A 21,012-nucleotide genomic window follows, 5' to 3' on the forward strand; every position below is an offset into this window, starting at 1 on the left:
ATGACCGAGCCTGCTGAGAACGTCGAGTCCACGGCTCCCGAGCACGGTTCCATCACGCTGTCGGAGGACGGGTCGCTGATCGTCGTCACCGGCGAGATCGACAAGGACGTCGTCCGGCACTTCCGGGTGACCGTCCGCCCGTCGCAGTGGCCGGCCCGGGTCGACGCCCGCGGGGTCACCTTCATGAGCTCGGCGGGCCTGGAGCTGATGGTCCACCTGGCCCGCAAGCAGAAGCGTGCCGGCGGCGAGCTGGAGCTGATCGACCCGCCGACGTCGCTGCGCCTGCTGCTGAACCAGACCGGCCTCAACCGGGTGTTCCGCTCGGTGCCGGCCCCCGCCGCGCCGGCCTGACCCCGCACCCGGCCCCACCGGCCGGGTCAGTCCCGGCGGGACACCGGCGGGAGCAACGCCGCGACGGTGCGGGCGGCGAACCCACCGACCACGGCCGACAGCAGGGCGATCACCAGCACGAACCCGCCCCCGACCTGGTCGGCACCCAGCGCCTGCAGGGCGAAGAAGCACAGCGCGGCGACCAGCACCGCCAGCCCCAGTCCCAGCACGACGACGAACCAGGTGGGCTGCCCGGACGAGGGCTCGGCGGGGACGCGCGGGTCGGTCACCGGGACAGTCTCCCCCGGCTGGACCGCGGGGGGGTGCAGCCGCCAGGCTCTCTCCCCATGAGCGCACCCCTCCCCCAGGTCACCAGCGAGGTGGGCCGGCTGCGCACCGTCGTGCTGCACCGCCCGGGCGCCGAGCTGCGCCGGCTCACCCCGCGCAACAACGACCAGCTGCTCTTCGACGGCGTGCCCTGGGTGGCCCGCGCCCAGGAGGAGCACGACGCGTTCGCCGAGGCCCTGCGCACCCGCGACGTCGAGGTGCTGCACCTGGACCGGCTGCTGGCCGACGTCATGGCCGTGCCGACGGCCCGCGAGGAGCTCATCGCCTCCGCCGTCGACGACCCCCGGCTGGGCGCGACCCTGCGGCACGTCACCGTCGACCACCTCGCGGGCCTGGCCCCCGACGACCTGGCCGCCGTCCTCATCGCGGGCCTGGCGCACGACGAGCTGCCCGGTGGCCGCGGGCTGGCCTTCGAGCTGATGACCCGCGGGGACTTCGTCGTCCCGCCGCTGCCCAACCTGCTCTTCACCCGGGACTCCTCGGTGTGGGTCGGCGGTCAGGTCGCCGTCACCTCGCTGGCCATGCCGGCCCGGCACCGGGAGTCCACGATCACCCGGGCCGTCTACAGCCACCACCCGCGCTTCGCCGGCGCCGAGCAGCTCTACGACTCCTCGCTCGAGCACCTCGAGGGCGGTGACGTCCTCGCGCTGGCCCCGGGCGTGCTGGCCGTGGGCGTCGGTGAGCGGACCACCGCCGGCGGTGCCGAGCGGCTGGCCCGGCGCGCGTTCGCCCGCGGCCTGGCGCACACCGTGCTGGTCGTCCCGGTGCCGCAGGAGCGGGCCACCATGCACCTGGACACGATCTGCACGATGGTCGACGTCGACGCGGTGGTCATGTACCCCGCCCTCGCCGACCACCTGGTCGCCTGGACCGTCACCGCCGGCGAGCAGCTCCCCGACGACGCCGACAGCACCGAGCTGCGGGTCACCGGGCCCGAGCCGCTGCTGACCGCCGCGGCGACCTCGATGGGGATCGAGCGACTGCGGGTGATCGACACCGGCCTGGACCCGGTGACCGCCGAGCGGGAGCAGTGGGACGACGGCAACAACACCCTGGCCCTGGCACCGCGCCTGGCGGTGGCCTACGAGCGGAACACCGTCACCAACGCGGCCCTGGAGGCTGCCGGCATCGAGGTCGTCCGGATCGCCGGGTCCGAGCTGGGCAGCGGCCGTGGCGGTCCGCGCTGCATGAGCTGCCCGGTCGTCCGGGACCCGCTGCCGGCGGCCCCCTGACCCCGCACCCCCCGCCCGCCGGCCGCCACCGCCGGTCGGTATCGAGTGGCACGTGAGCGTGGACGTGACGAGCCGACGTCCACGCTGACGTGTCACTCGCGTCGGACGACGCGGCGAGTGGTACGACCGTACCGGTTTGGTACGGTCGTACCACTCGGGTGGCCGAGCGTCGGGGCACCCGACCGGCCGCCGACCGAGCACGACCCCCTGGAGGAACCCCGTGGCCTGGGCACTCGTCATCGTCGCCGGCGCGTTCGAGACGGCGTTCGCCGTCTCGCTGAAGAACTCCGAGGGGTTCAGCCGGCTCTGGTGGACCGTCTCCTTCGTCGTCTGCGCCGGGATCAGCTTCACGCTGCTGACCATCGCGCTGCGCACGCTCCCGGTCGGGAGCGCCTACGCGGTGTGGACCGGCATCGGTGCCGCCGGCACCGCGGTCGTCGGGATGGCCGTGCTCGGCGACCCGGTGGGCACGGTGCGGATCCTGTCCATCCTGCTGATCATCGCCGGCGTCGTCGGGCTGAACCTGGCGCCCTCCGCGGCGCACTGAGCCGTGCGCACCCCGAGGGCCACACCCCAGGCCACCCCCAAGGGCGGTGCGCGGCGGGCAGCCATCGTCACCGCGGCCGCCGACCTGGTCGCGGACGAGGGCCCGGACGCCGTCTCCCACCGCCGGGTCGCGGCGGCGGCCGGCGTGCCGCTGGCGGCCACCACGTACTACTCCCGCGACCTCGGGGAGCTGCTGGTGGCGGCGTTCACCGAGCTGGGCGAGCGGGAGACCCGGCGCACCACGGCCCTGGTCCAGGAGCTCACCCGCGAGCCCCGGTCGGCCACCTCGACGGCGGCCCTGGTCGGCGACGTGCTGCTGGGCCCCGACCGGCGCACCGACGCGGACGTGCTGGCTTTCTACCAGCGGTTCCTGGCCAGCGGGCGACACCCCGGGGTCCGCCCCGTGCTCGCCGCGACCCGTCGACGCCTGGACGAGCTGGTGGCCGAGGCGCTCGACCGCAGCGCGGCCCCGGCGGTGCCCCTGGCCCGCCTGGTGGCGGTGTTCGACGGCAGCGCGGTCTCCGCTCTGGTCGAAGGCGACGGCGACGGCGACGCCCGCGCGACGGCCGAGGCGGCGGTGGCCGACCTGCTGCGCGACCACGGTCACCCGGACGTGGCGCCCCCAACGGCGTAAGCGGCGGTTACCGACGGTGTGAGACGGGTAGTCGGCGCGGGACGTTCAGACCTCGAGCGCAGAAGGGCCTCGCGCCATGAGCACCAAGGACCGTTCCACCCGCACCCCCGCCCCTCCGGCGTCGGTCGACCCGCAGCGACCCGACCAGAGCGGCGCCACCCGGTACGCCGACGAGGACCGCGCCGACACCCCCACCGCCCGCAAGGTCAAGGTCGTGCACCGGGTCGGCGCCTTCGCCGTCGCCGCCGTGCTGGCGGTGTTCGGCCTGCTGGGCCTGATCGGCGGCCTGGACTACTTCTCCACCGACGGCGGCAACGTCGTCGGCCTGTCCAGCAACGGCCTGCTGTCCACCATCTCGCTGCTCACCGCCGCCGTGCTCATCGCCTCGGCTCTGCGCGGCGGGCGCCAGGCCGGAGTGGTGATGATCGGCTTCGGTGCCGCGTTCCTGCTGTCGGCGTTCTGGCACCTCTTCGTGCTGAACAGCTCGTTGAACGTGCTCGCCTTCTCGATGGCCAACGTCATCTTCTCGATCGTCGCCGGCATCGTGCTGCTCACCCTGGGCCTCTACGGACGGGTCAGCGGCAACCTCCCGGCCGACAACCCGTACCACCTGCACACCGCGGGCAGCCGGGAGGGCGACGCCGACGAGGAGCCCGAGCTCCCGCCGGCGACCCCGGCCGAGCGCCGGGCCGAGCGGGAGATGCGGGAGGCCGAGCTGGCCGTGACCGAGCACCGGGCCACCCCTGAGCAGACCCGTCGGGTCCAGGCCATGGGCCGGGTGCGCACCAAGACCGAGCGTCGTCGGGTCTGGATGGCGGACTCCGGGCGCTAGCCCCAGCACAGCGCACGGGGCGGGCCGGTCATCCGGCCCGCCCCGTGGCGTCTGTGGGTGGCGCTGCGGCCTAGATGCCGTTCGCCAGCCGGTGGTAGGCCGCCGACCAGCGCAGCTCCTGCGCCAGGCTGCGGCGGGTGGTCGCCTCGTCGATGACCACCAGCTCGGTGCTGAAGGCCTCGGCCAGCACGGTGAGCTCGTCGGTCGTCACCTGGGTGGACAGCACCGTGTGGTGCGGGGCCCCGGCGGTCAGCCAGCCCTCGGTCGACGTCGAGAAGTCCGGCTTGGGCTCCCAGACCGCGTGCGCGACCGGCAGGTTCGGCAGGGGCGCGGAGGGCGCGACGACGTCGATCTCGTTGGCCACCCAGCGGAACCGGTCGCCCAGGTCCGCCCAGCCGACGACGACACCGGGCGCGGACGCCGCGGTGAAGACCAGCCGGGCCGGGTCCTCGCGGCCGCCGATGCCCAGCGGGTGGACCTCCAGGCGGGGCTGCTCCCCCGAGATCGAGGGGCACACCTCCAGCATGTGGGCGCCCAGGATCTTCGGCGTCTCCGAGGACAGGTCGTAGGTGTAGTCCTCCATGAAGGACGTGCCACCGGGCCGGTCACCGCCGACGACCTTGAGGATGCGCAGCAGCGCGGAGGTCTTCCAGTCGCCCTCGCCGCCGAAGCCGTACCCCTCGGCCATCAGCCGCTGGACGGCCAGGCCGGGGAGCTGGCGCAGCCCGCCGAGGTCCTCGAAGTTCGACGTGAAGGCCTTGAAGCCACCGTCGACGAGGAAGGAGCGCAGACCGGCCTCGATGCGGGCGGCCTCGCGGACGCTGTCGTGCCGGTCCCCGCCGGGGCGCAGGTCCTCGGCGACGACGTAGGAGTCCAGGTACTCGGCGACCAGCGCGTCGATCTGCGCGTCGGTCACCTGCCCGACGACGTCGACCAGGTCGTTGACCCCGTAGGTGTTCACCGAGACGCCGACCCGCAGCTCGGCCTCGACCTTGTCGCCCTCGGTGACGGCGACGTTGCGCATGTTGTCCCCGAAGCGGGCCAGCCGCAGCGTCCGGGCCTCGGCGATGCCGAGCGCGGCGCGGGCCCAGCCACCGACCCGGGTCTGCACGGCCGGGTTCGAGGCGTGCCCGGACACCGTGGTGCGCGGGACCTTGAGGCGGGTGAGGGCGAACCCGAACTCCCGGTCGCCGTGGGCGGCCTGGTTGAGGTTCATGAAGTCCATGTCGATCGTGCCCCAGGGCAGGGCGGCGTCGGCCTGGGTGTGCAGGTGCAGCAGCGGCTTGCGCAGCGCGTCCAGGCCGGCGATCCACATCTTGGCCGGGGAGAACGTGTGCATCCAGGTGACGACACCGATGCAGGAGGGGTCCTCGTTGGCCGCGCCCATCGCCTGGCGGATGGCGGCCGAGTCCTTGAGGACCGGCTTCCACACGACCGGCACCGGGACGGCGGTGGCGCCGTCGAGGGTGGCGGCGACGCGCTGGGACTGCTCGGCGACCTGCTGGAGGGTCTCCTCGCCGTACAGGTCCTGACTGCCGGTGAGGAACCAGATCGAAGGGGTGCTCATCTCGCTCACTTCTGTCCGTAGACGTTCTGGTAGCGCTCGTAGAGCGCGTCGATGTCGGCCTGGGGGATCGGGACCGGCTCGCCGAGCTGCCGGGAGATGTGCACGGTGCGGGCGACGTCCTCGGCCATGACGGCGGCCTTGACCGCCGCCTTGGCGCTCTTCCCGATGGTGAACACCCCGTGGTTCTGCATGAAGACGGCCTTGGAGCGGTGGCCGGCGAGGGTGTCGACGATGCCGCGGCCGATCGAGTCGTCGCCGATCAGCGCGAAGGGCCCGATCGGGATGGGCCCGCCGAACTCGTCGGCCATCGCGGTCAGCACGCAGGGCACCGGCTCGGCGCGGGCGGCCCACGCGGCGGCGTAGGTGCTGTGGGTGTGCACCTGGCCGTTGACCTCGGGCATGGCGCGGTAGACGTAGGCGTGCGCGTCGGTGTCGCTGGAGGGGGCCCGGACGCCGTCGACGGTCTTCCCGTCCAGGTCGCAGACCGTGATGCCCTCCCAGGTCAGCTCGTCGTACTCGACGCCGCTGCCCTTGATGACGAAGAGGTCCTCACCGGGGACCCGCTCGCTGACGTTGCCGGCGGTCCAGGTGACCAGGGCGTTGGTGACCAGCAGGTCGTGCAGGGCCGCCACGTGCTCGCGCTGGGCACGGTGGGTGCCCTGCTCGGAGCGGGCCGCCGCACGGACGGTCAGCCGGGTGGGCGTCGCGCCCTCGACCGGATCGGTCGCGGGGGTGTCACACGCTGAACACATCGGGACGCTCCTCCATCGCGGGGGTCTCGGGCTCGGTGACGGCGGCGGCCGGGCGGGCGGACGCCGCCCGGCGGATGGCCCGCAGCCGGTGCAGCACGTCGTTGCCACCGCGACCGAAGTGGTCGTGCAGCAGCGTGTACTCGGCGAACAGGGCGTCGTAGGCGTCGGCCCGCTCGGGGTCGGGCGTGTAGACCCCGCGCAGCACCTTGCCCATGACGGCGGCGGCGGCCGGCACGTCGGGGTGGGCCCCGGCGGCGACGGCGGCGTGGATGGCCGAGCCCAGTGCCGGGCCCTGCTCGGAGTCGATGACCGACAGCGGGCGGCGGCAGACGTCGGCGTAGGTCTGCATGAGGAAGGCGTTCTTCAGCAGGCCGCCGGCGACCACGAGCTCGGTGACCGGCACGCCGCTGGACTCGAAGGACTCGATGATCGTGCGGGTGCCGAAGGCGGTGGCCTCCAGCAGCGCGCGGTAGGTGTCCTCGGGACGGGTGGCCAGCGTCTGGCCGACGACGACCCCGGAGAGCTCGGCGTCGACCAGGACGGAGCGGTTGCCGCCGTGCCAGTCCAGCGCGATGAGCCCGTGCTCGCCGACCTGCTGCTCCTGGGCCAGCTCGGTGAGGTGCTGGTGCACCGAGATGCCGCGCTCGGCGGCGGCCTGCACGTAGGCCGGCGGGACGGCGGTGTCGACGAACCAGCCGAAGATGTCCCCGACGCCGCTCTGGCCGGCCTCGTAGCCGTAGAGCCCGGCGATGATGCCGCCGTCGACGACGCCGCACATGCCCGGCACGTCGGCCAGGGTGTCCCCGTTCATGACGTGGCAGGTCGAGGTGCCCATGACCGCGAGCATCTGGCCGGGCTCGGTGGCCCGGGCGGCCGGTGCGGTGACGTGCGCGTCGACGTTGCCGACGGCGACCGCGATGCCCTCGGGCAGGCCGGTCCAGCGGGCGGCCTCGGCGGTCAGGCCGCCGGCCCGCTCGCCCAGCTGGCCGATGGGCTGGTCCAGCTTGTCGGCGACGAAGTCGGCGAAGTCGGGGTTCAGCGCGGCCAGGAACTCCCGCGAGGGGTACTCGCCGTCCTGGCGGATGCCCTTGTAGCCGGCGGTGCAGGCGTTGCGGACGTAGGTGCCGCACAGCTGCCAGACGATCCAGTCGGCGGCCTCGACCCAGCGGGCGGTGGCCGCGTAGACCTCCGGGTCCTCCTCCAGCAGCTGCAGGCCCTTGGCGAACTCCCACTCGCTGGAGATGAGACCGCCGTAGCGGGGCAGCCAGGCCTCCCCGCGCTCGGCGGCCAGGGCGTTGATCCGGTCGGCGTGCGGCTGGGCGGCGTGGTGCTTCCACAGCTTCACGAAGGCGTGCTTGCGGTCGGCGAACTCGGGGACCTCGCACAGCGGGGTGCCGTCGGCGAGCGTGGGCACCATCGTGCAGGCGGTGAAGTCGGTGGCGATGCCGATGACCGACGCGGGGTCGACGCCGCTGGCGGCCAGCGCCTGGGGCACCGCCGTCTTCAGCACGTCGACGTAGTCCGCGGGGACCTGCAGCGCCCAGTCCGGCGGCAGCTTCTCCCCGGTGCCGGGGAGGGTGCGCTCGAGGACGGCGTGCGGGTAAGGGTGCGTCGCGCTGGCCAGCTCGGCCCCGTCGGACACCCGGACGACGACAGCGCGTCCCGAGAGGGTGCCGTAGTCGACTCCGACGACGTGCTGGTCAGCCATCTGTCCTCCTGTGTGCGGGTGCGGTCCGACGTCCACGTCGTCCTGCAGTCGACGCATGTTAGCGCTAACACAAGTGCGGTGGGCCACACCCCTGCGGGGGAGTCCCGCTCAGCCCCGGACGGGACCGGTCGAGCCACGCACCACGAGCACCGGTGGGACCTGGTCGGGCAGGGTGTCGCGACCGGCCAGCTTGGCCAGCACCAGCTCGACCCCGCGGCGTCCCAGCTCGGCGAAGTCCTGGCGCACCGTGGTCAGCGGCGGGCTGAAGTAGGGCGCCTCGGGCACGTCGTCGAAGCCGACCACGGACACGTCGCCGGGCACGTCGAGGCCCTCCTCGTGCAGGGCGACCATCAGCCCCAGGGCCATCTGGTCGTTGCCCACGAAGACGGCTGTGACGTCCTCGCCGTCCCGGATGCGCTGGGCCAGCAGCCGCCCCGTGCGGTGGCCGGACCCCGGCCACCAGTCCCCGTGCAGCAGCTCGGGGACCGGCGCACCGGCAGCCAGCAGCTCGCACCGCCAGCCCTGCACCCGCCGCTGGGCCTCCAGCGAGTAGGCCGGCCCGGCCAGGTGGTGCACGGTGCCGTGGCCCAGTCCGAGCAGGTGGGCCACCGCCAGCCGGGCACCGGCCTCCTGCCCGACGGTGACGGTCGGGCGGACCTCCTCGGCCCCCATCTGCACGGCGACCAGGGGCACCGGGGGGTCCAGCTCCCGCAGCGCCTCGACCGCCTGGAAGCTCGCGGTGTGCACGACGACGGCGTCCACGGACTGGGCGACGAAGCGGTCGACCGCGTCCCGCATGTCGGCGAACTCCCCGGCGTCCAGGATCGCCACCGAGAGGGAGTAGCCCGCCGCGCGGGCGGCCTCCTCCAACCCGATGAGGGTCTGTGCCGGGCCGTACTGGTTCACGTTGATCGTGACCAGCCCGATCGTCCGGGAGGACCCGGTGACGAGTGCGCGGGCCGCGGTGTTGGGCCGGTAGCCCAGCTCCGCGATCGCCCGCTGCACCCGTTCCCGGGTCATCGCCGCGACGTTGGGGTGGCCGTTGACCACCCGCGAGACGGTCTGGTGGGAGACCCCCGCACGGGCCGCGACGTCGGACATGACCAGTGCCCGTGTCGCGTGCCCCGCGGGAGCGGTCCCGGCTGTCTCCGTCGACACCCTGGCTCCCCGTCCGGTCCGCCCCGTCAGCTCCCGGTCAGCGTGCGGAGCCGGCGCGGCGCTTGTTGTAGACGTCGAAGGCGACGGCCAGCAGCAGGACCATGCCCTTGACCATCGACTGGATCGACTGGTCCACGCCCATGAGCTGCATGCCGTTGCTCATGACACCGACGAGCAGACCACCGACCATGGCGCCCACGACCGTGCCCACACCGCCGGTGACGGCGGCGCCACCGATGAAGGCCGCGGCGATGGCGTCCAGCTCGAAGCTGTTGCCGGCGCCGGGCTGGGCACCGTTGGACCGGGACGAGAACACGACCCCGGCCACGGCGGCCAGGAAGCCCATGTTGACGAAGATCCAGAAGTTGACGGCCTTGACCTTGACGCCCGAGAGCGTCGCGGCGGCCAGGTTGCCGCCGATCGCGTAGACCTGGCGGCCGAAGACGGTCCGCTTGGTGACGACGCCGTAGACCATGATCAGCGCGGCCAGGATGATCAGCACGATCGGCAGACCGCGGGCGGTGGCCAGCTGGTAGGCGAAGGCCATGACGACCGCGGCGACGATGACGATCTGGGCCACGAAGAGCGGGAACGACGGCACGGTCTGGCCGTAGCGGACCCGGGCGATGCGGGTGCGGTACTGGCTGACCGCGTAGGCCGCCACGGCGACGCCGAAGACCAGCAGCGTGAAGGCGTCGAAGCCGTTGCCGCCGAGCAGGCCGTTGAGGAAGCCGGAGGCGATCTTGCTGTACTCCGAGGTGAAGGGGGACAGCGAGACGTTGTCCAGCACCTGCAGGGTCAGACCGCGGAACAGCAGCATGCCGGCGAGGGTCACGATGAACGCCGGGATGCCGACGTAGGCGACCCAGAACCCGTGCCAGGCACCGATCAGCAGGCCGGTGGCCAGGGCGGCGAGGACGCCGACCCACCAGGGCTGGTCCTGGCGGATGACCAGCACGGCCGACACGGCCCCGGTGACCGCCACGACGGACCCGACCGAGAGGTCGATGTGCCCGGCGATGATCACGATGACCATCCCGATCGCGAGGATCAGGATGTAGGAGTACTGCAGGACGATGTTCGTGATGTTGCCCGGGGACAGCGAGGTGCCCCCGGTCAGGATCGCGAAGAGCGCGACCACCACGACGAACGCGATGTAGATGCCGCTGGTCCGGAGGTTCCGGGTCAGCAGGGCGCGGACGTCGCTGGTGCCGACGCCCAACGCTGCGGCAGGGGCGACGTCCTTGGCCTGCGTGGCCGACGAGGCCTCGGGCTCCGACGTCGGACCGACGGTCTGGGTCATCCGACGAGCTCCTTCTCCTGGGTCATGAGGGTCATGAGGCGTTCCTGGGTGGCTTCGGCCACGGGCATCTGCCCGGTGATGCGGCCGGCCGAGAGGGTGTAGACGCGGTCACAGATGCCGAGCAGCTCGGGCAGCTCGGAGGAGATGACCACCACGGCCTTCCCGGCGGCGACCAGCTTGTTGATGATCGTGTAGATCTCGTACTTGGCGCCGACGTCGATGCCGCGGGTGGGCTCGTCGAGGATCAGCACGTCGGGGTCGGTGAGCAGCCACTTGGACAGCACGACCTTCTGCTGGTTGCCACCGGAGAGCTTGCCGACGATCGACTTCACCGTGGGCGCCTTGATGTTCATCGACCGGCGCCCCTCCTCGGCCGCCTTGGCCTCCTCGTTGGCGTCCACGAAGCCCCGGGTGGACAGCTTGTCCAGGGCGGCGGCCGAGTTGTTGCGGGCGATGTCGTCGATGAGGTTGAGGCCGTACTTCTTCCGGTCCTCGGTGGCGTAGGCGATGCCGGCGTCGATGGCCTCGGCGACGTTGCGCGCCTTGACCTCCTTGCCGTACATGAAGACCCGGCCGTCGACGTAGGTGCCGTAGGAGCGGCCGAAGACGCTCATCGCCAGCTCGGTGCGCCCGGCGCCCATGAGCCCGGCGATGCCGACGACCTCGCCGGCCCGCACGTCGAAGCTGGCGTGGTCGACGACGAGGCGGTCCTGGCTGGGGTGCTTGACCGTCCAGTCCTCGACCCGCAGGACCTCCTCGCCCGGGTGCGACTCGCGCTCGGGGTAGTAGGAGTCCAGGGCGCGACCGACCATCAGCCGGATGATCCGGTCGACGTCGACGGTGGGGTCGGCCATGTCCAGGGTCTCGACCGTCTGGCCGTCCCGGATGATCGTGGTGTGGTCGGCGATCGCGTCGATCTCGTTGAGCTTGTGCGAGATGATGATCGAGGTGATCCCGCGGTCCTTGAGGCCGCGGATCAGCCCGAGCAGGTGCGCGGAGTCGGTGTCGTTCAGCGCAGCGGTGGGCTCGTCCAGGATGAGCAGCTTCACGTCCTTGGACAGCGCCTTGGCGATCTCCACCAGCTGCTGCTTGCCGACCCCGAGCGTGCCGACCGGGGTGGTGGGGCTCTCGTCGAGGCCGACCTCGCGCAGCAGCTTGCCCGCCTCGGCGTTGGCCAGGTTCCAGTCGATGAGACCGAACCGGCCGCGCTTCTCGCTGCCCAGGAAGATGTTCTCGGCGATCGAGAGGTAGGGCACCAGGGCGAGCTCCTGGTGGATGATCACGATGCCCGCGTGCTCGGAGTCGCGGATGCCGCTGAACGAGCAGACCTGCCCGTCGAAGACGATCTCGCCCTCGTACTCACCCGCCGGGTAGACCCCGGACAGGACCTTCATCAGCGTCGACTTGCCGGCGCCGTTCTCCCCGCAGATGGCGTGGACCTCGCCGCGCGACACCGCCAGGGTGACGTCGGAGAGGGCCTTGACCCCGGGGAACGTCTTGGTGATGGAGCGCATCTCGAGGATGTGGTCGGCCATGGACTCCGTCGTCTCACTCGGTGGTGCCGGACTGCTGCTGTGCTCGTGCAGAGGGCGCCCCCTGGGGGACGCCGGGTGGTGCCCGTCGCGGCCACCCGGGGGTGACCGCGACGGTGCCGCGTGGTGCCGGTCGGGTCCGGCAGCCTGCGCTGCCGGACCCGACCGGGTCTGCGGGGTGGGTCAGTCGGCCTGGCCGGCCTCGACCTCGGCCTCGGTGTAGTAACCCGAGTCCACCAGGACCGACGCGATGTCGTCGGCGTAGACCGTCTCGACGGGCAGCAGGTAGGACGGGACCACCTTGACGCCGTTGTCGTAGGTCTCGGTGTCGTTGGCCTCCGGCTCGCCGTCCTCGAGGAACGCGGTCGCCGCAGCCACGGCCTGCTCGGCCAGGTTGCGGGTGTCCTTGAAGATGGTCGAGCTCTGCACACCGTCGTTGATCAGCTTGACCGAGGCGATCTCGGCGTCCTGACCGGTGACCACGGGGAGCGGACGCGGCGTGGAGGCCAGGTCCGGGCCGTAGCCGGTGTTCTGCAGGGCGGTGATGATGCCGCGCGAGATGCCGTCGTAGGGCGACAGGACGCCGTTGAGCACGGTGCCGTCGTTGTACGTGCCGGTCAGCAGGGTGTCCATGCGCGCCTGGGCGGTGGCCTGGTCCCAACGGAGGGTGGCGGCCTGCTCGATCGACGTCTGACCCGAGGGGACGACGAGCGTGCCGTCGTCGATCAGCGGCTGCAGGATCGACATCGCACCGTCGAAGAAGAAGGTGGCGTTGTTGTCGTCCAGCGAGCCGGCGAACAGCTCGACGTTGAACGGGCCGGTCGCGGTGCCGGCGCCGCCGTCGGCGGTCTGCAGGCCGAGGCCGGTCAGCAGGGCATTGGCCTGGGCCACGCCGACGGAGAAGTTGTCGAACGTGACGTAGAAGTCGACGTTCTCGCTGTCGCGGATGAGGCGGTCGTAGGCGATGACCTCGATGCCCTCGGCGGCGGCGTTCTCCAGCTGCGGCGCCAGCGCGGTGCCGTCGACGGCCGCGATGATCAGGACGTCGACGCCCTCGGTGATCATCTGGTCGACCTGCTGGGACTGGGTGGGGATGTCGTCGTTGGCGTACTGCAGCTCGACGTTGTAGCCGGCGTCCTCGAGCTGGGACTTCACGTTGTCGCCGTCGGCGATCCAACGCTCGGAGGTCTGGGTCGGCATCGAGACGCCGATCGTGAGGTCGCCGGCGTCGGCGTCAGCCGTGTCGTCGCCGCCACCGCCGGCGCCACCGCCGCCGCACGCGGTCAGGCCGAACGCCAGTGCGGCGCCCAGGGCGGTCAACCGGAGCTTGTTGCTCACTCGTGTCTCCTCTTCGAGAACTTCTGCCCGCCGTTGATCAGGCGCTCAGGCCCGCTGTGCGAGCGCTCACATTGTGAGCGTTAACAAGCGGGTCCCGTCAAGAGGCGGACCGCAGCAAAGCGTCACGTTCTCGTAACGATGGAGACGGCCGCCTGTAACCCGACGGCGGGGCGAACGGGCTGATCCGGGCGCCGTCGCCCTGGGTGTTCGCAGCGGAACGCAGACAGACGGTTGTGTTCGGGATCACTCGGGCCACACCCCGCCGACGGACCCCACTCACCCCGACGGGGGTCCCGGACCCGGCCCGGCTGCAGGACCGTCGGGGACCGGTCGAACCACCTGCTGACGACGTACACCGGTCAAACCACGGCCGTGCCGCCCCCCACGAGGAGAGACCCGCGCCGTGGCCCACCGGAAGCCCACCCTGCCCACCCGGGCCGCGCTGCGCCGCGGCACCGGCGCGCGGGACCCCCTGCTCGCCGCCCGCACCGCGACCGCCGTGCTGGTGGCCGCCGCGGTGGTCCTGGCCGTCTTCTCCGTCACCGACCCCGCCACCGACACCCCGGCCGAGCGCAACGGCACCTGGGCCGTCGTCGTCGTGCTGTCGATCGCCGCCGCACTGCTGCGCCGGGCCGACCCCGTCGCCGTCGACCGCTCCGGGCTGTTCACCATCGTCCCCACCGGCGGCGCGCTGCTGGTCTGCGGGCTCAACGCGTTCACCGCGGACACCTCCGCGGCGGCGCAGGTCTTCGTCGTCCTGCCCACGCTGTGGGCGGCCTCGCAGCTGCGCGGGGTGGGCGCCTGGACCGTCGGGGTCGTCGCTGCGGTCGCCCACACCGCCGTGGTCACCTCGCTGGAACCGCTGGGCCGGGCCGTGCCCGACGTCGTCTTCGTCGCCTGCACCCTGGGCCTGGCCACCGCGCTGCTCGTGCACGCCGGGGACCGGCAGGAGGAGCTCGTGGGCGCCCTGCGCCGGCAGGCCGCCGTCGACCCGCTCACCGGACTGGTCACCCGCCGGGTCCTCGACGACGCGCTGGCCAGCGCCCTGTCCGCCGTCGCCGGACAGGGCACGGCCCTGGTGCTCGTCGACGTCGACTCCTTCAAGTCGGTCAACGACCGGCTGGGCCACCCGGTCGGCGACGACGCGCTGCGCCACCTCGGGGAGGTCCTGCGCAGCGCGGTCCGCGACAGCGACGCCGTGGTCAGCCGGATGGGCGGCGACGAGCTCGCCGTCCTGCTGCCCGGCTGCCCGCCCGAGGTCGCCGAACGTCGTGCCCACGAGCTGCTGACCGCCGTCCGGGCGGCCCCGCTGCCCCTGGCCGACGGCGCCCTCCTGCCGCTCACCGTCAGCATCGGGGTCGCGCACTCCCCCGGGCACGCCGCCGGCCTGCGGCCGCTCTACGCCGCCGCCGACGCCGCCCTCTACGAGGCCAAGCGCGGGGGCCGCGACCGGGTCGGGGTCGCGGGCCCCCGGGGCGTCGCCGTCAGCGGAGGGTGACCTGCCGGGACAGCAGCCCGGCGCGCGACCGGCGCTCGTCGGTGGTCAGCGGGTCGGTGACGGCCAGCGCCGCCTCCAGCCGGGTCTGCAGCTGCGCAGCCGGCTCGGCCCAGTCGGCGGCCGGCGTCTCGGCCGGCACGTCCCACACCGGGACGACGAGGCCGTGCGCGCGGAAGGCCCCGGCGTACTTGGTGCCCTCCCCCAGCGACAGCTGCTCGGCGGCGCCGAGACGGGCCAGCGCGTCCAGCAGCTGCTCCTCGGGCTCGGGGCGCACCCAGCGCACGTGCGCCCGGTCGGTGGCCGGCCGGCACCAGTAGGCGGCCTCGAGCCCCTCGAGCCGCACGGTCGGGATGATCGCCTCGTTGGCGCGTTCGAGCCCGGCCAGCGCGGCGGCGTTGGCGCCGGTGCCCTCGAGCCAGAAGCCGAAGTCCTCGCGGACGGTGACCTCCAGCGGGGCGGCCGGGTCCAGCAGCTCCTGCAGCCGGGGACCGGCCGAGCCCTCCGCGCCGATCGGGCCCGGGTCGACCGGGTTGCCGGCCGGCGCGTCGAGCGCGGCCGCCAGTGCGGTGCCCAGGTCGCGGCTGACGTCGTCGGAGGAGGCGGCCAGCTGGACGCCGATCATCACCTCGCCGTTGGCCCGCACCAGGCCCGGGGAGCCTCCGGGCAGCACGCTGGCCAGGGTGGCCGTGCGGCCGTCCGTGGTGGTCAGCACGGCGGTGGCGGCGGGCACCAGCTCGCGCAGCGCCACCCAGTCGCACTCCCCGGCCAGACCCTCGAAGGGGCGGGCGACGACGGGGGCGTAGGCCGATCCGTGGCAGTGCTTGTACTTGCGTCCCGACCCGCAGGGGCACGGCGCCTTGGGGTTGACCGCCCCGTCGGCGGCGGGGGCGGTGGAGCCGGCGGGGGCGGCGGGACGACGACGGGGTGCGGTGCGGGCCATGCGCCCGACCCTATGCGGGACCGGGGGCCGACCGGCCGGACCCCGACCGGGCAGGTGCACACTCGCCGGGTGCTCGACCTGACCGATCCCGCGTTCGTCGACGACCCCTATCCCGCGTTCGCCGCAGCCCGCGCGGTGGCGCCGGTGCAGTGGGACGAGGGCCTGGGCATGTGGCTGGCCTACGGGCACGCCGAGGCCAACGCGGTGCTGCGGACCCGCGCGCTGGGCCGGATCTGGACCGACCGGGAGCCCGCCGAGCGGTTCGGCCAGTTCAACCTGGTGCACCGCAACGCGATCCTGGAGATGGAGCCGCCGGACCACACCCGGCTGCGCCGGCTGATCAGCACCGCCTTCGCCCGCGGCCACGTCGAGCGGCTGCGCCCGTGGGTCGAGGAGCTGGCCGGGCGGCTGGTGGACGGGATGGTCGAGGAGTCCGCGGGCAGCGCGCCGGTGGACCTGTTCACCGGGATGGCCGAGCAGCTGCCGGTCGCCGTCATCGCCGAGCTGCTGGGCGTGCCCGAGGCCGACCGGCACCTGCTCCGGCCCTGGTCCAACGCGATCGTGAAGATGTACGAGTACGGCCGCACCACCGAGGTCGAGGACGCCGCGGAGACCGCGGCCGCCGAGTTCGTCGAGTACCTGCGCGGGCTGGCCGCCGAGCGGCGCCGCGTCCCCGGCGACGACCTGCTCACCCACCTGGTCACCGCCCGGGACGCCGACGGCGACCGGCTGACCGAGGACGAGCTGGTCACCACCTGCGTGCTGCTGCTCAACGCCGGGCACGAGGCCACCGTCAACGTCACCGGCAACGGCCTGCTGGCCCTGCTGCAGCACCCCGGCGAGCTGGCCCGGCTGCGGGCGGACCCGGCGCTGCTGCCGACGGCGATCGAGGAGCTGATGCGCTTCGACTCCCCGCTGCAGCTCTTCGAGCGCACCGCCACCGCCGACGTCGAGATCGGCGGGGTCACCGTGCAGCGGGGGCAGAAGATCGCGGCGCTGCTGGGCAGCGGCAACCACGACCCGGCGGTCTTCGCCGAGCCCGACCGGCTCGACGTCGGCCGGACGGAGAACCCGCACATCTCCTTCGGCGCCGGCGTGCACTTCTGCATCGGCGCCCCGCTGGCCCGGGTGGAGCTGCAGGCCTCCTTCAGCGCGCTGCTGGACCGGACCTCGCGGATCGAGCTGCCCGCACCGCCGCGGCGCCGTCCCGAGTTCGTGATCCGCGGGCTGGCCGAGCTGCCGATCGTGCTGCACCGCTGATCAGAGAGCTACCCACCAGTAGATGGTGAGCGCGCTCACTGGCACGATGCGGCCCATGGACGGCCTCATGCAGCAGACGCCCCTGACGATCGACTCCATCTTCCGGTACGTGGAGCGCCACCACGGGCACAAGCCGATCGTCACGAACTCCCCCACCGGCCCGGTCCGGACGACGTACGCCGAGTGGGCGGTGCGCACCCGCAAGCTCGGCGGGGTCCTGGACACCCTGGGCATCAGCGCGGACGGCCGGGTGGGCACCTTCGCCTGGAACTCCGCGCGGCACCTCGAGCTGTACTTCGCCGTCCCGAGCACCGGGCGCGTGCTGCACACGCTGAACATCCGGCTGTTCCCCGAGCAGCTGACCTACATCGCCAACCACGCCGAGGACGAGGCAGTCTTCGTCGACCGCACCGTCCTGCCGCTGTTCTGGCCGCTGGTGGACACCATGACCACCGTCCGGCACGTCGTGGTCATGGACGACGGCGGGGACAACGAGATCCCCGACGACCCCCGGGTCTCCCTCTACGAGGACCTGATCGCCGCCGCCGAGCCGATCGACTTCCGGGTCGAGGACGAGAACCGCGCGGCCAGCATGTGCTACACGTCGGGCACCACCGGGAACCCCAAGGGGGTCCTCTACAGCCACCGCTCGACCGTGCTGCACACCATGGCGGTGGTGCAGCCCAACGTGTTCTCGATGGGCGAGACCGACGTGGTCATGCCGGTCGTGCCGATGTTCCACGCCAACGCCTGGGGCCTGGCGCAGGCCGGCCCGTCGGTGGGTGCGGCGATGGTCTTCCCCGGCCCGATGATGCAGCCCAAGGCGCTCGCGGACCTGATCGTGGACGAGGGCGTCACCTTCACCGCCGGCGTCCCGACGATCTGGCAGGGCGTGCTGCCCGAGCTGGCCGGCCGCGAGCACCGGCTGCGCGACATCGGCTGCGGCGGGTCCGCGGTGCCCAAGGCGCTGTCAGAGGCCTACCGGGAGCAGATCGGGCTGCCGATCCTGCAGGCCTGGGGCATGACCGAGACCCACCCGGTGGCGACGGCCTCCCGGCTGCCGCGCGACCTCTTCGACGGCAGCGACGAGGACAAGGCGACCTGGCGGGCCCGGGCGGGCGTGCCGTTCATGGGCGTCGAGGTGCGCATCGTGGAGGCCGGCACCACCGACGAGCTGCCCTGGGACGACGTCGCCACCGGCGAGCTGCAGGTCCGCGGCTCGACCACGGCGGAGGACTACTACCGGCCCGACGCCGGGGTGGAGCTGTCCACCTCCGACGGCTGGATGAAGACCGGCGACGTGGCCGCGATCGACGCCCGCGGGTCGGTCCGCATCGCCGACCGCACCAAGGACCTGATCAAGTCCGGTGGTGAGTGGATCAGCTCGGTGGACCTGGAGAACGCGATCATGGCCCACCCGGCGGTCAAGGAGGCCGCCGTCATCGGCATCCCGGACCCCAAGTGGGACGAGCGGCCGCTGGCCTGCGTCGTCGTCCGGGAGGGCGAGACGCTGACCGCCGAGCAGGTCATCGAGCACCTGACCCCGCTGGTGGCCAAGTGGTGGCTCCCCTCGGCGGTGGAGTTCATCGACGAGGTGCCCAAGACCAGCGTCGGCAAGTTCTCCAAGAAGGACCTGCGCAGCCGGTTCGCGGACTACCAGCCCTCCTGACGGGACCGTGCGGGGGCGCAGGTCACAGCGCCCCCGCACGCCGGACCCCCGTCCTCCCCCGGGAGACCGCGGCGCCGCTGCCTGCCGTTCACCTCGTGCTGGTCCGCTGCCGGGGTGGACGACGAACGCCTGCTGGTGCTGCTGCCCACCTACGACGAACGCGAGTCGCTGCCACGGGTGGTGCGCCGCATCCGGGACGCCGTCCCGGGCGCCGACGTCCTCGTGGTCGACGACGCGTCCCCCGACGGGACCGGGGCGGTCGCCGACGGGCTGGCCCGCTTCGACCCCCGCGTGCACGTCCTGCACCGCGGCGCGAAGGCCGGCCTGGGCGCCGCCTACCTGGCCGGCTTCGCGTGGGGTCTGCAGCGGGGCTACGACGTCCTGGTCGAGATGGACGCCGACGGCTCCCACCAGCCCGAGGAGCTGCCCCGCCTCCTGGACGGGCTGACCGGTGCCGACGTGGTGCTGGGTTCGCGCTGGGTGCCCGGCGGCCGGGTGGTGGACTGGCCGCTGCACCGCCGGCTGCTGTCCCGGGGCGGCAGCGCCTACGCGCGGTGGGCGCTGGGCCTGCAGCTGCGCGACGTGACGGGCGGCTACCGGGCGTTCCGGCGGGAGGTGCTCGAGGAGCTGGACCTGACCCGGGTGGCCTCCCAGGGGTACTGCTTCCAGATCGACCTGGCGTGGCGGGCGCTGCGGGCGGGCTGCCGGGTGGCGGAGGTGCCGATCACCTTCGTCGAGCGCACCAGCGGCGCCTCCAAGATGAGCGGCTCGATCGTCGGTGAGTCCCTGGTCCGGGTGACCGGCTGGGCCGTGGCCGAGCGGACCGCCCAGCTGGCCCGGGTGCTGCGGGGCGAGCCGACGCGGGTCCGGCCGGTCCCGGTCCGGCACCGCCGGGCGGACCGGCTCGAGTTGGACGGCGCGGCCTGACCGCGGCCCCGGCCCGGGCCGCGCGGCGCCCGCGGGCGGCTGTCGGCACCGGCCCGCTGCTGCTGGCGGGCTGTCTCCTGCTGCCGTGGGTCGTCGCGCTGTCCTGCGCCCAGGCCGGCCTCACCCAGCTGGTGGACCTCCCGGACTGGTGGGGCGCCTGGCCGGTGCGCGCGCCCGGCGACCAGCTGGGCTGGCGGGTGACCGGGGTGCTGGCGACCACGGCCTGGACGGGCTGCTGGGGGGCGCTGCTGCTGCGCCTGGTGCGGGCCCGCCGCACCGGACGGGGTCCGGGCACCCGGGCCCTGCTCGCGCTGGCCGCCGGCTCGGCCGCGCCCTTCCTCACCGGCGGTCCGGTGGGCAGCCTGGACGTCAACAGCTACGCCGCGGTCGGCCGGCTGGCCCACCTGGGGCTGGACCCCTACCGGGTCTTCCCGATCGCCCTGGACGACGCGTTCGGCGCGGCGGTCGACCCGCTCTGGCGGCAGACACCGACGCCCTACGGACCGCTGCAGGTGGCCCTGTTCCGCGGGGTCGCCGAGCTGGCCGGCACCGACCAGCGACTGGCCGTGCTGCTGGTGCGCGCGGTGGCCGTGCTGGCACTGGTGGCGGCGGTCGCGCTGGTGGTGCGGGTCGCCGACCCCCGCGACCGGGCGCTGGCCGTCGCCCTGACCGCGGCCAACCCGCTGGTCGTGGTGCACGTCGTCGCCGGGGCCCACGTCGACGTGCTGATCGGGCTGGGTGCGGTCGCGGTCGTGCTGCTGGCCGGCCGCGGGTGGGTGGCCCCGGCGATGGCGGTCGCGGTGCTGCTCGCCTTCGTCAAGCTCCCCGGGGCCGTGCTGGCCGGGTACGTGCTGCTGCGCGTCGTGCGCACCCGGGGCCCCGTCGTCCCGACGGTCGTGTCCGCGCTGCTGACGACCGGGCTGGTGCTGGTGCTGCTCCCGCACCCGCTGGGCTGGGTGGAGGCCCTCGGCGTGCCCGGGCAGGTCCGCAACGGGACGGCGCCGAGCACCTGGCTGGCCTACGGACTGGCCGAGGTGGTGCCCCCCCTCGGGCTGGACGGCGCCCTGGGTGCAGCACGTCTGGTCGTCGCCGTGGTCGGGGTCGTCCTGGCCACCCTGGTGCTGTGGCGGGCGGCGGGCGCAGGCACCCGGCAGGCCACGGGTCTGGTCGGGGTGGCGCTGGTGCTCGTCGCGCTGAGCGGGCCCGCGCTCTACCCCTGGTACCTGGCCTGGGGCGCGCTGGCGGTCGCCGCGGGCGGCAGCACCCGGGCGCGCTGGGCGCTGGTCGCCCTCTCCGCGTACCTGACGCTGGCCGGCACCCTGACCGAGGGCCCGGTGGCGCAGCTGGTCTGTGCTGCCGCCGCCGCCGCTCTCGCCGCCGGCGCGGTCCGGTACACCCGCCCGGGGGTGCCGGCAGCGGTGCGGGCCTGACCCGATCG

Annotated in this window: 19 protein-coding genes; 10 read left to right on the top strand and 9 right to left on the bottom strand. The window is 73.4% G+C overall.

Features of this window, described 5'->3' with window-relative positions; all coding sequences use genetic code 11:
* Nucleotides 1-351 carry an STAS domain-containing protein gene (locus AC0IVP_RS13925; protein WP_056290695.1) on the top strand — a complete coding sequence of 117 codons (351 nt, stop codon included), beginning with the start codon at nt 1-3 and terminating at the stop codon, nt 349-351.
* 26 nt (nt 352-377) lie between these two features.
* Here AC0IVP_RS13925 and AC0IVP_RS13930 read toward each other — a convergent pair whose 3' ends face one another.
* Nucleotides 378-620 carry a hypothetical protein gene (locus AC0IVP_RS13930; protein WP_471757270.1) on the bottom strand — a complete coding sequence of 81 codons (243 nt, stop codon included), beginning with the start codon at nt 618-620 and terminating at the stop codon, nt 378-380.
* A gap of 57 nt (nt 621-677) precedes the next feature.
* Here AC0IVP_RS13930 and AC0IVP_RS13935 point away from each other — a divergent pair, with 57 nt between their 5' ends.
* From AC0IVP_RS13935 to AC0IVP_RS13950, 4 genes are all read left to right on the top strand, one after another.
* Entirely contained in the window at nt 678-1,910 is a 1,233-nt protein-coding gene (locus tag AC0IVP_RS13935) for an arginine deiminase (RefSeq protein ID WP_471757272.1), read from the top strand.
* Between the two features lie 220 nt (nt 1,911-2,130).
* Nucleotides 2,131-2,457: a DMT family transporter gene (locus AC0IVP_RS13940; protein WP_056290705.1), complete on the top strand. Its 327-nt coding sequence runs from the start codon at nt 2,131-2,133 to the stop codon at nt 2,455-2,457.
* Between the two features lie 3 nt (nt 2,458-2,460).
* The gene (locus AC0IVP_RS13945) at nt 2,461-3,090 is read left to right on the top strand and encodes a TetR/AcrR family transcriptional regulator (protein ID WP_471757274.1); all 630 of its coding nucleotides are present in this window, start codon (nt 2,461-2,463) and stop codon (nt 3,088-3,090) included.
* Nucleotides 3,091-3,166: 76 nt separating this feature from the next.
* Nucleotides 3,167-3,922, top strand: a complete 756-nt coding sequence (locus AC0IVP_RS13950; protein WP_082556571.1) for a DUF4383 domain-containing protein — start codon at nt 3,167-3,169, stop codon at nt 3,920-3,922.
* 70 nt (nt 3,923-3,992) lie between these two features.
* Here the strand turns inward: AC0IVP_RS13950 and araA are convergent, their stop codons facing one another.
* The 7 genes from araA to chvE form a co-directional block, all read right to left on the bottom strand.
* Nucleotides 3,993-5,489: an L-arabinose isomerase gene (gene araA, locus AC0IVP_RS13955; RefSeq protein WP_471757276.1), complete on the bottom strand. Its 1,497-nt coding sequence runs from the start codon at nt 5,487-5,489 to the stop codon at nt 3,993-3,995.
* Nucleotides 5,490-5,494: 5 nt separating this feature from the next.
* On the bottom strand, nt 5,495-6,241 hold the full coding sequence (locus AC0IVP_RS13960) for an L-ribulose-5-phosphate 4-epimerase (protein WP_082556572.1): 747 nt from the start codon (nt 6,239-6,241) through the stop codon (nt 5,495-5,497).
* The gene (gene araB, locus AC0IVP_RS13965) at nt 6,225-7,949 is read right to left on the bottom strand and encodes a ribulokinase (RefSeq protein ID WP_471757278.1); all 1,725 of its coding nucleotides are present in this window, start codon (nt 7,947-7,949) and stop codon (nt 6,225-6,227) included. The genes AC0IVP_RS13960 and araB overlap by 17 nt, the downstream gene beginning before the upstream one ends.
* Before the next feature lie 108 nt (nt 7,950-8,057).
* Complete coding sequence (locus tag AC0IVP_RS13970) at nt 8,058-9,050, bottom strand: LacI family DNA-binding transcriptional regulator (RefSeq protein ID WP_471757280.1); 993 nt, start codon at nt 9,048-9,050, stop codon at nt 8,058-8,060.
* Between the two features lie 94 nt (nt 9,051-9,144).
* Nucleotides 9,145-10,410: a multiple monosaccharide ABC transporter permease gene (mmsB, locus tag AC0IVP_RS13975; RefSeq protein WP_056290717.1), complete on the bottom strand. Its 1,266-nt coding sequence runs from the start codon at nt 10,408-10,410 to the stop codon at nt 9,145-9,147.
* Nucleotides 10,407-11,945, bottom strand: coding sequence for a multiple monosaccharide ABC transporter ATP-binding protein (mmsA, locus tag AC0IVP_RS13980; RefSeq protein WP_056290720.1), 1,539 nt, complete (start codon nt 11,943-11,945; stop codon nt 10,407-10,409). Before mmsA ends, mmsB begins: the two co-directional genes overlap by 4 nt.
* A 180-nt stretch (nt 11,946-12,125) precedes the next feature.
* On the bottom strand, nt 12,126-13,280 hold the full coding sequence (chvE, locus tag AC0IVP_RS13985; protein ID WP_056290723.1) for a multiple monosaccharide ABC transporter substrate-binding protein: 1,155 nt from the start codon (nt 13,278-13,280) through the stop codon (nt 12,126-12,128).
* Nucleotides 13,281-13,683: 403 nt separating this feature from the next.
* Between chvE and AC0IVP_RS13990 the strand changes: the two genes are divergently transcribed.
* On the top strand, nt 13,684-14,778 hold the full coding sequence (locus tag AC0IVP_RS13990; RefSeq protein ID WP_235564477.1) for a GGDEF domain-containing protein: 1,095 nt from the start codon (nt 13,684-13,686) through the stop codon (nt 14,776-14,778).
* On the opposite strand, the gene AC0IVP_RS13995 is transcribed toward AC0IVP_RS13990, so the two are convergent.
* A complete protein-coding gene (locus AC0IVP_RS13995; RefSeq protein ID WP_056290727.1) occupies nt 14,765-15,718 on the bottom strand; it encodes a DUF5926 family protein in 954 nt (317 codons plus the stop codon). The genes AC0IVP_RS13990 and AC0IVP_RS13995 overlap by 14 nt on opposite strands.
* 69 nt (nt 15,719-15,787) lie before the next feature.
* Between AC0IVP_RS13995 and AC0IVP_RS14000 the strand changes: the two genes are divergently transcribed.
* From AC0IVP_RS14000 to mptB, 4 genes are all read left to right on the top strand, one after another.
* Complete coding sequence (locus tag AC0IVP_RS14000; RefSeq protein ID WP_471757282.1) at nt 15,788-16,978, top strand: cytochrome P450; 1,191 nt, start codon at nt 15,788-15,790, stop codon at nt 16,976-16,978.
* A 67-nt stretch (nt 16,979-17,045) separates the two neighbouring features.
* Nucleotides 17,046-18,647, top strand: coding sequence for a long-chain fatty acid--CoA ligase (locus AC0IVP_RS14005; protein WP_471757284.1), 1,602 nt, complete (start codon nt 17,046-17,048; stop codon nt 18,645-18,647).
* Between the two features lie 114 nt (nt 18,648-18,761).
* Nucleotides 18,762-19,574: a polyprenol monophosphomannose synthase gene (locus AC0IVP_RS14010; protein WP_471757286.1), complete on the top strand. Its 813-nt coding sequence runs from the start codon at nt 18,762-18,764 to the stop codon at nt 19,572-19,574.
* A gap of 131 nt (nt 19,575-19,705) precedes the next feature.
* Complete coding sequence (gene mptB, locus AC0IVP_RS14015) at nt 19,706-21,004, top strand: polyprenol phosphomannose-dependent alpha 1,6 mannosyltransferase MptB (RefSeq protein ID WP_471757288.1); 1,299 nt, start codon at nt 19,706-19,708, stop codon at nt 21,002-21,004.
* Nucleotides 21,005-21,012: the final 8 nt, after the last annotated feature.

It is taken from the genome of Klenkia sp. AC732, from assembly GCF_979256525.1.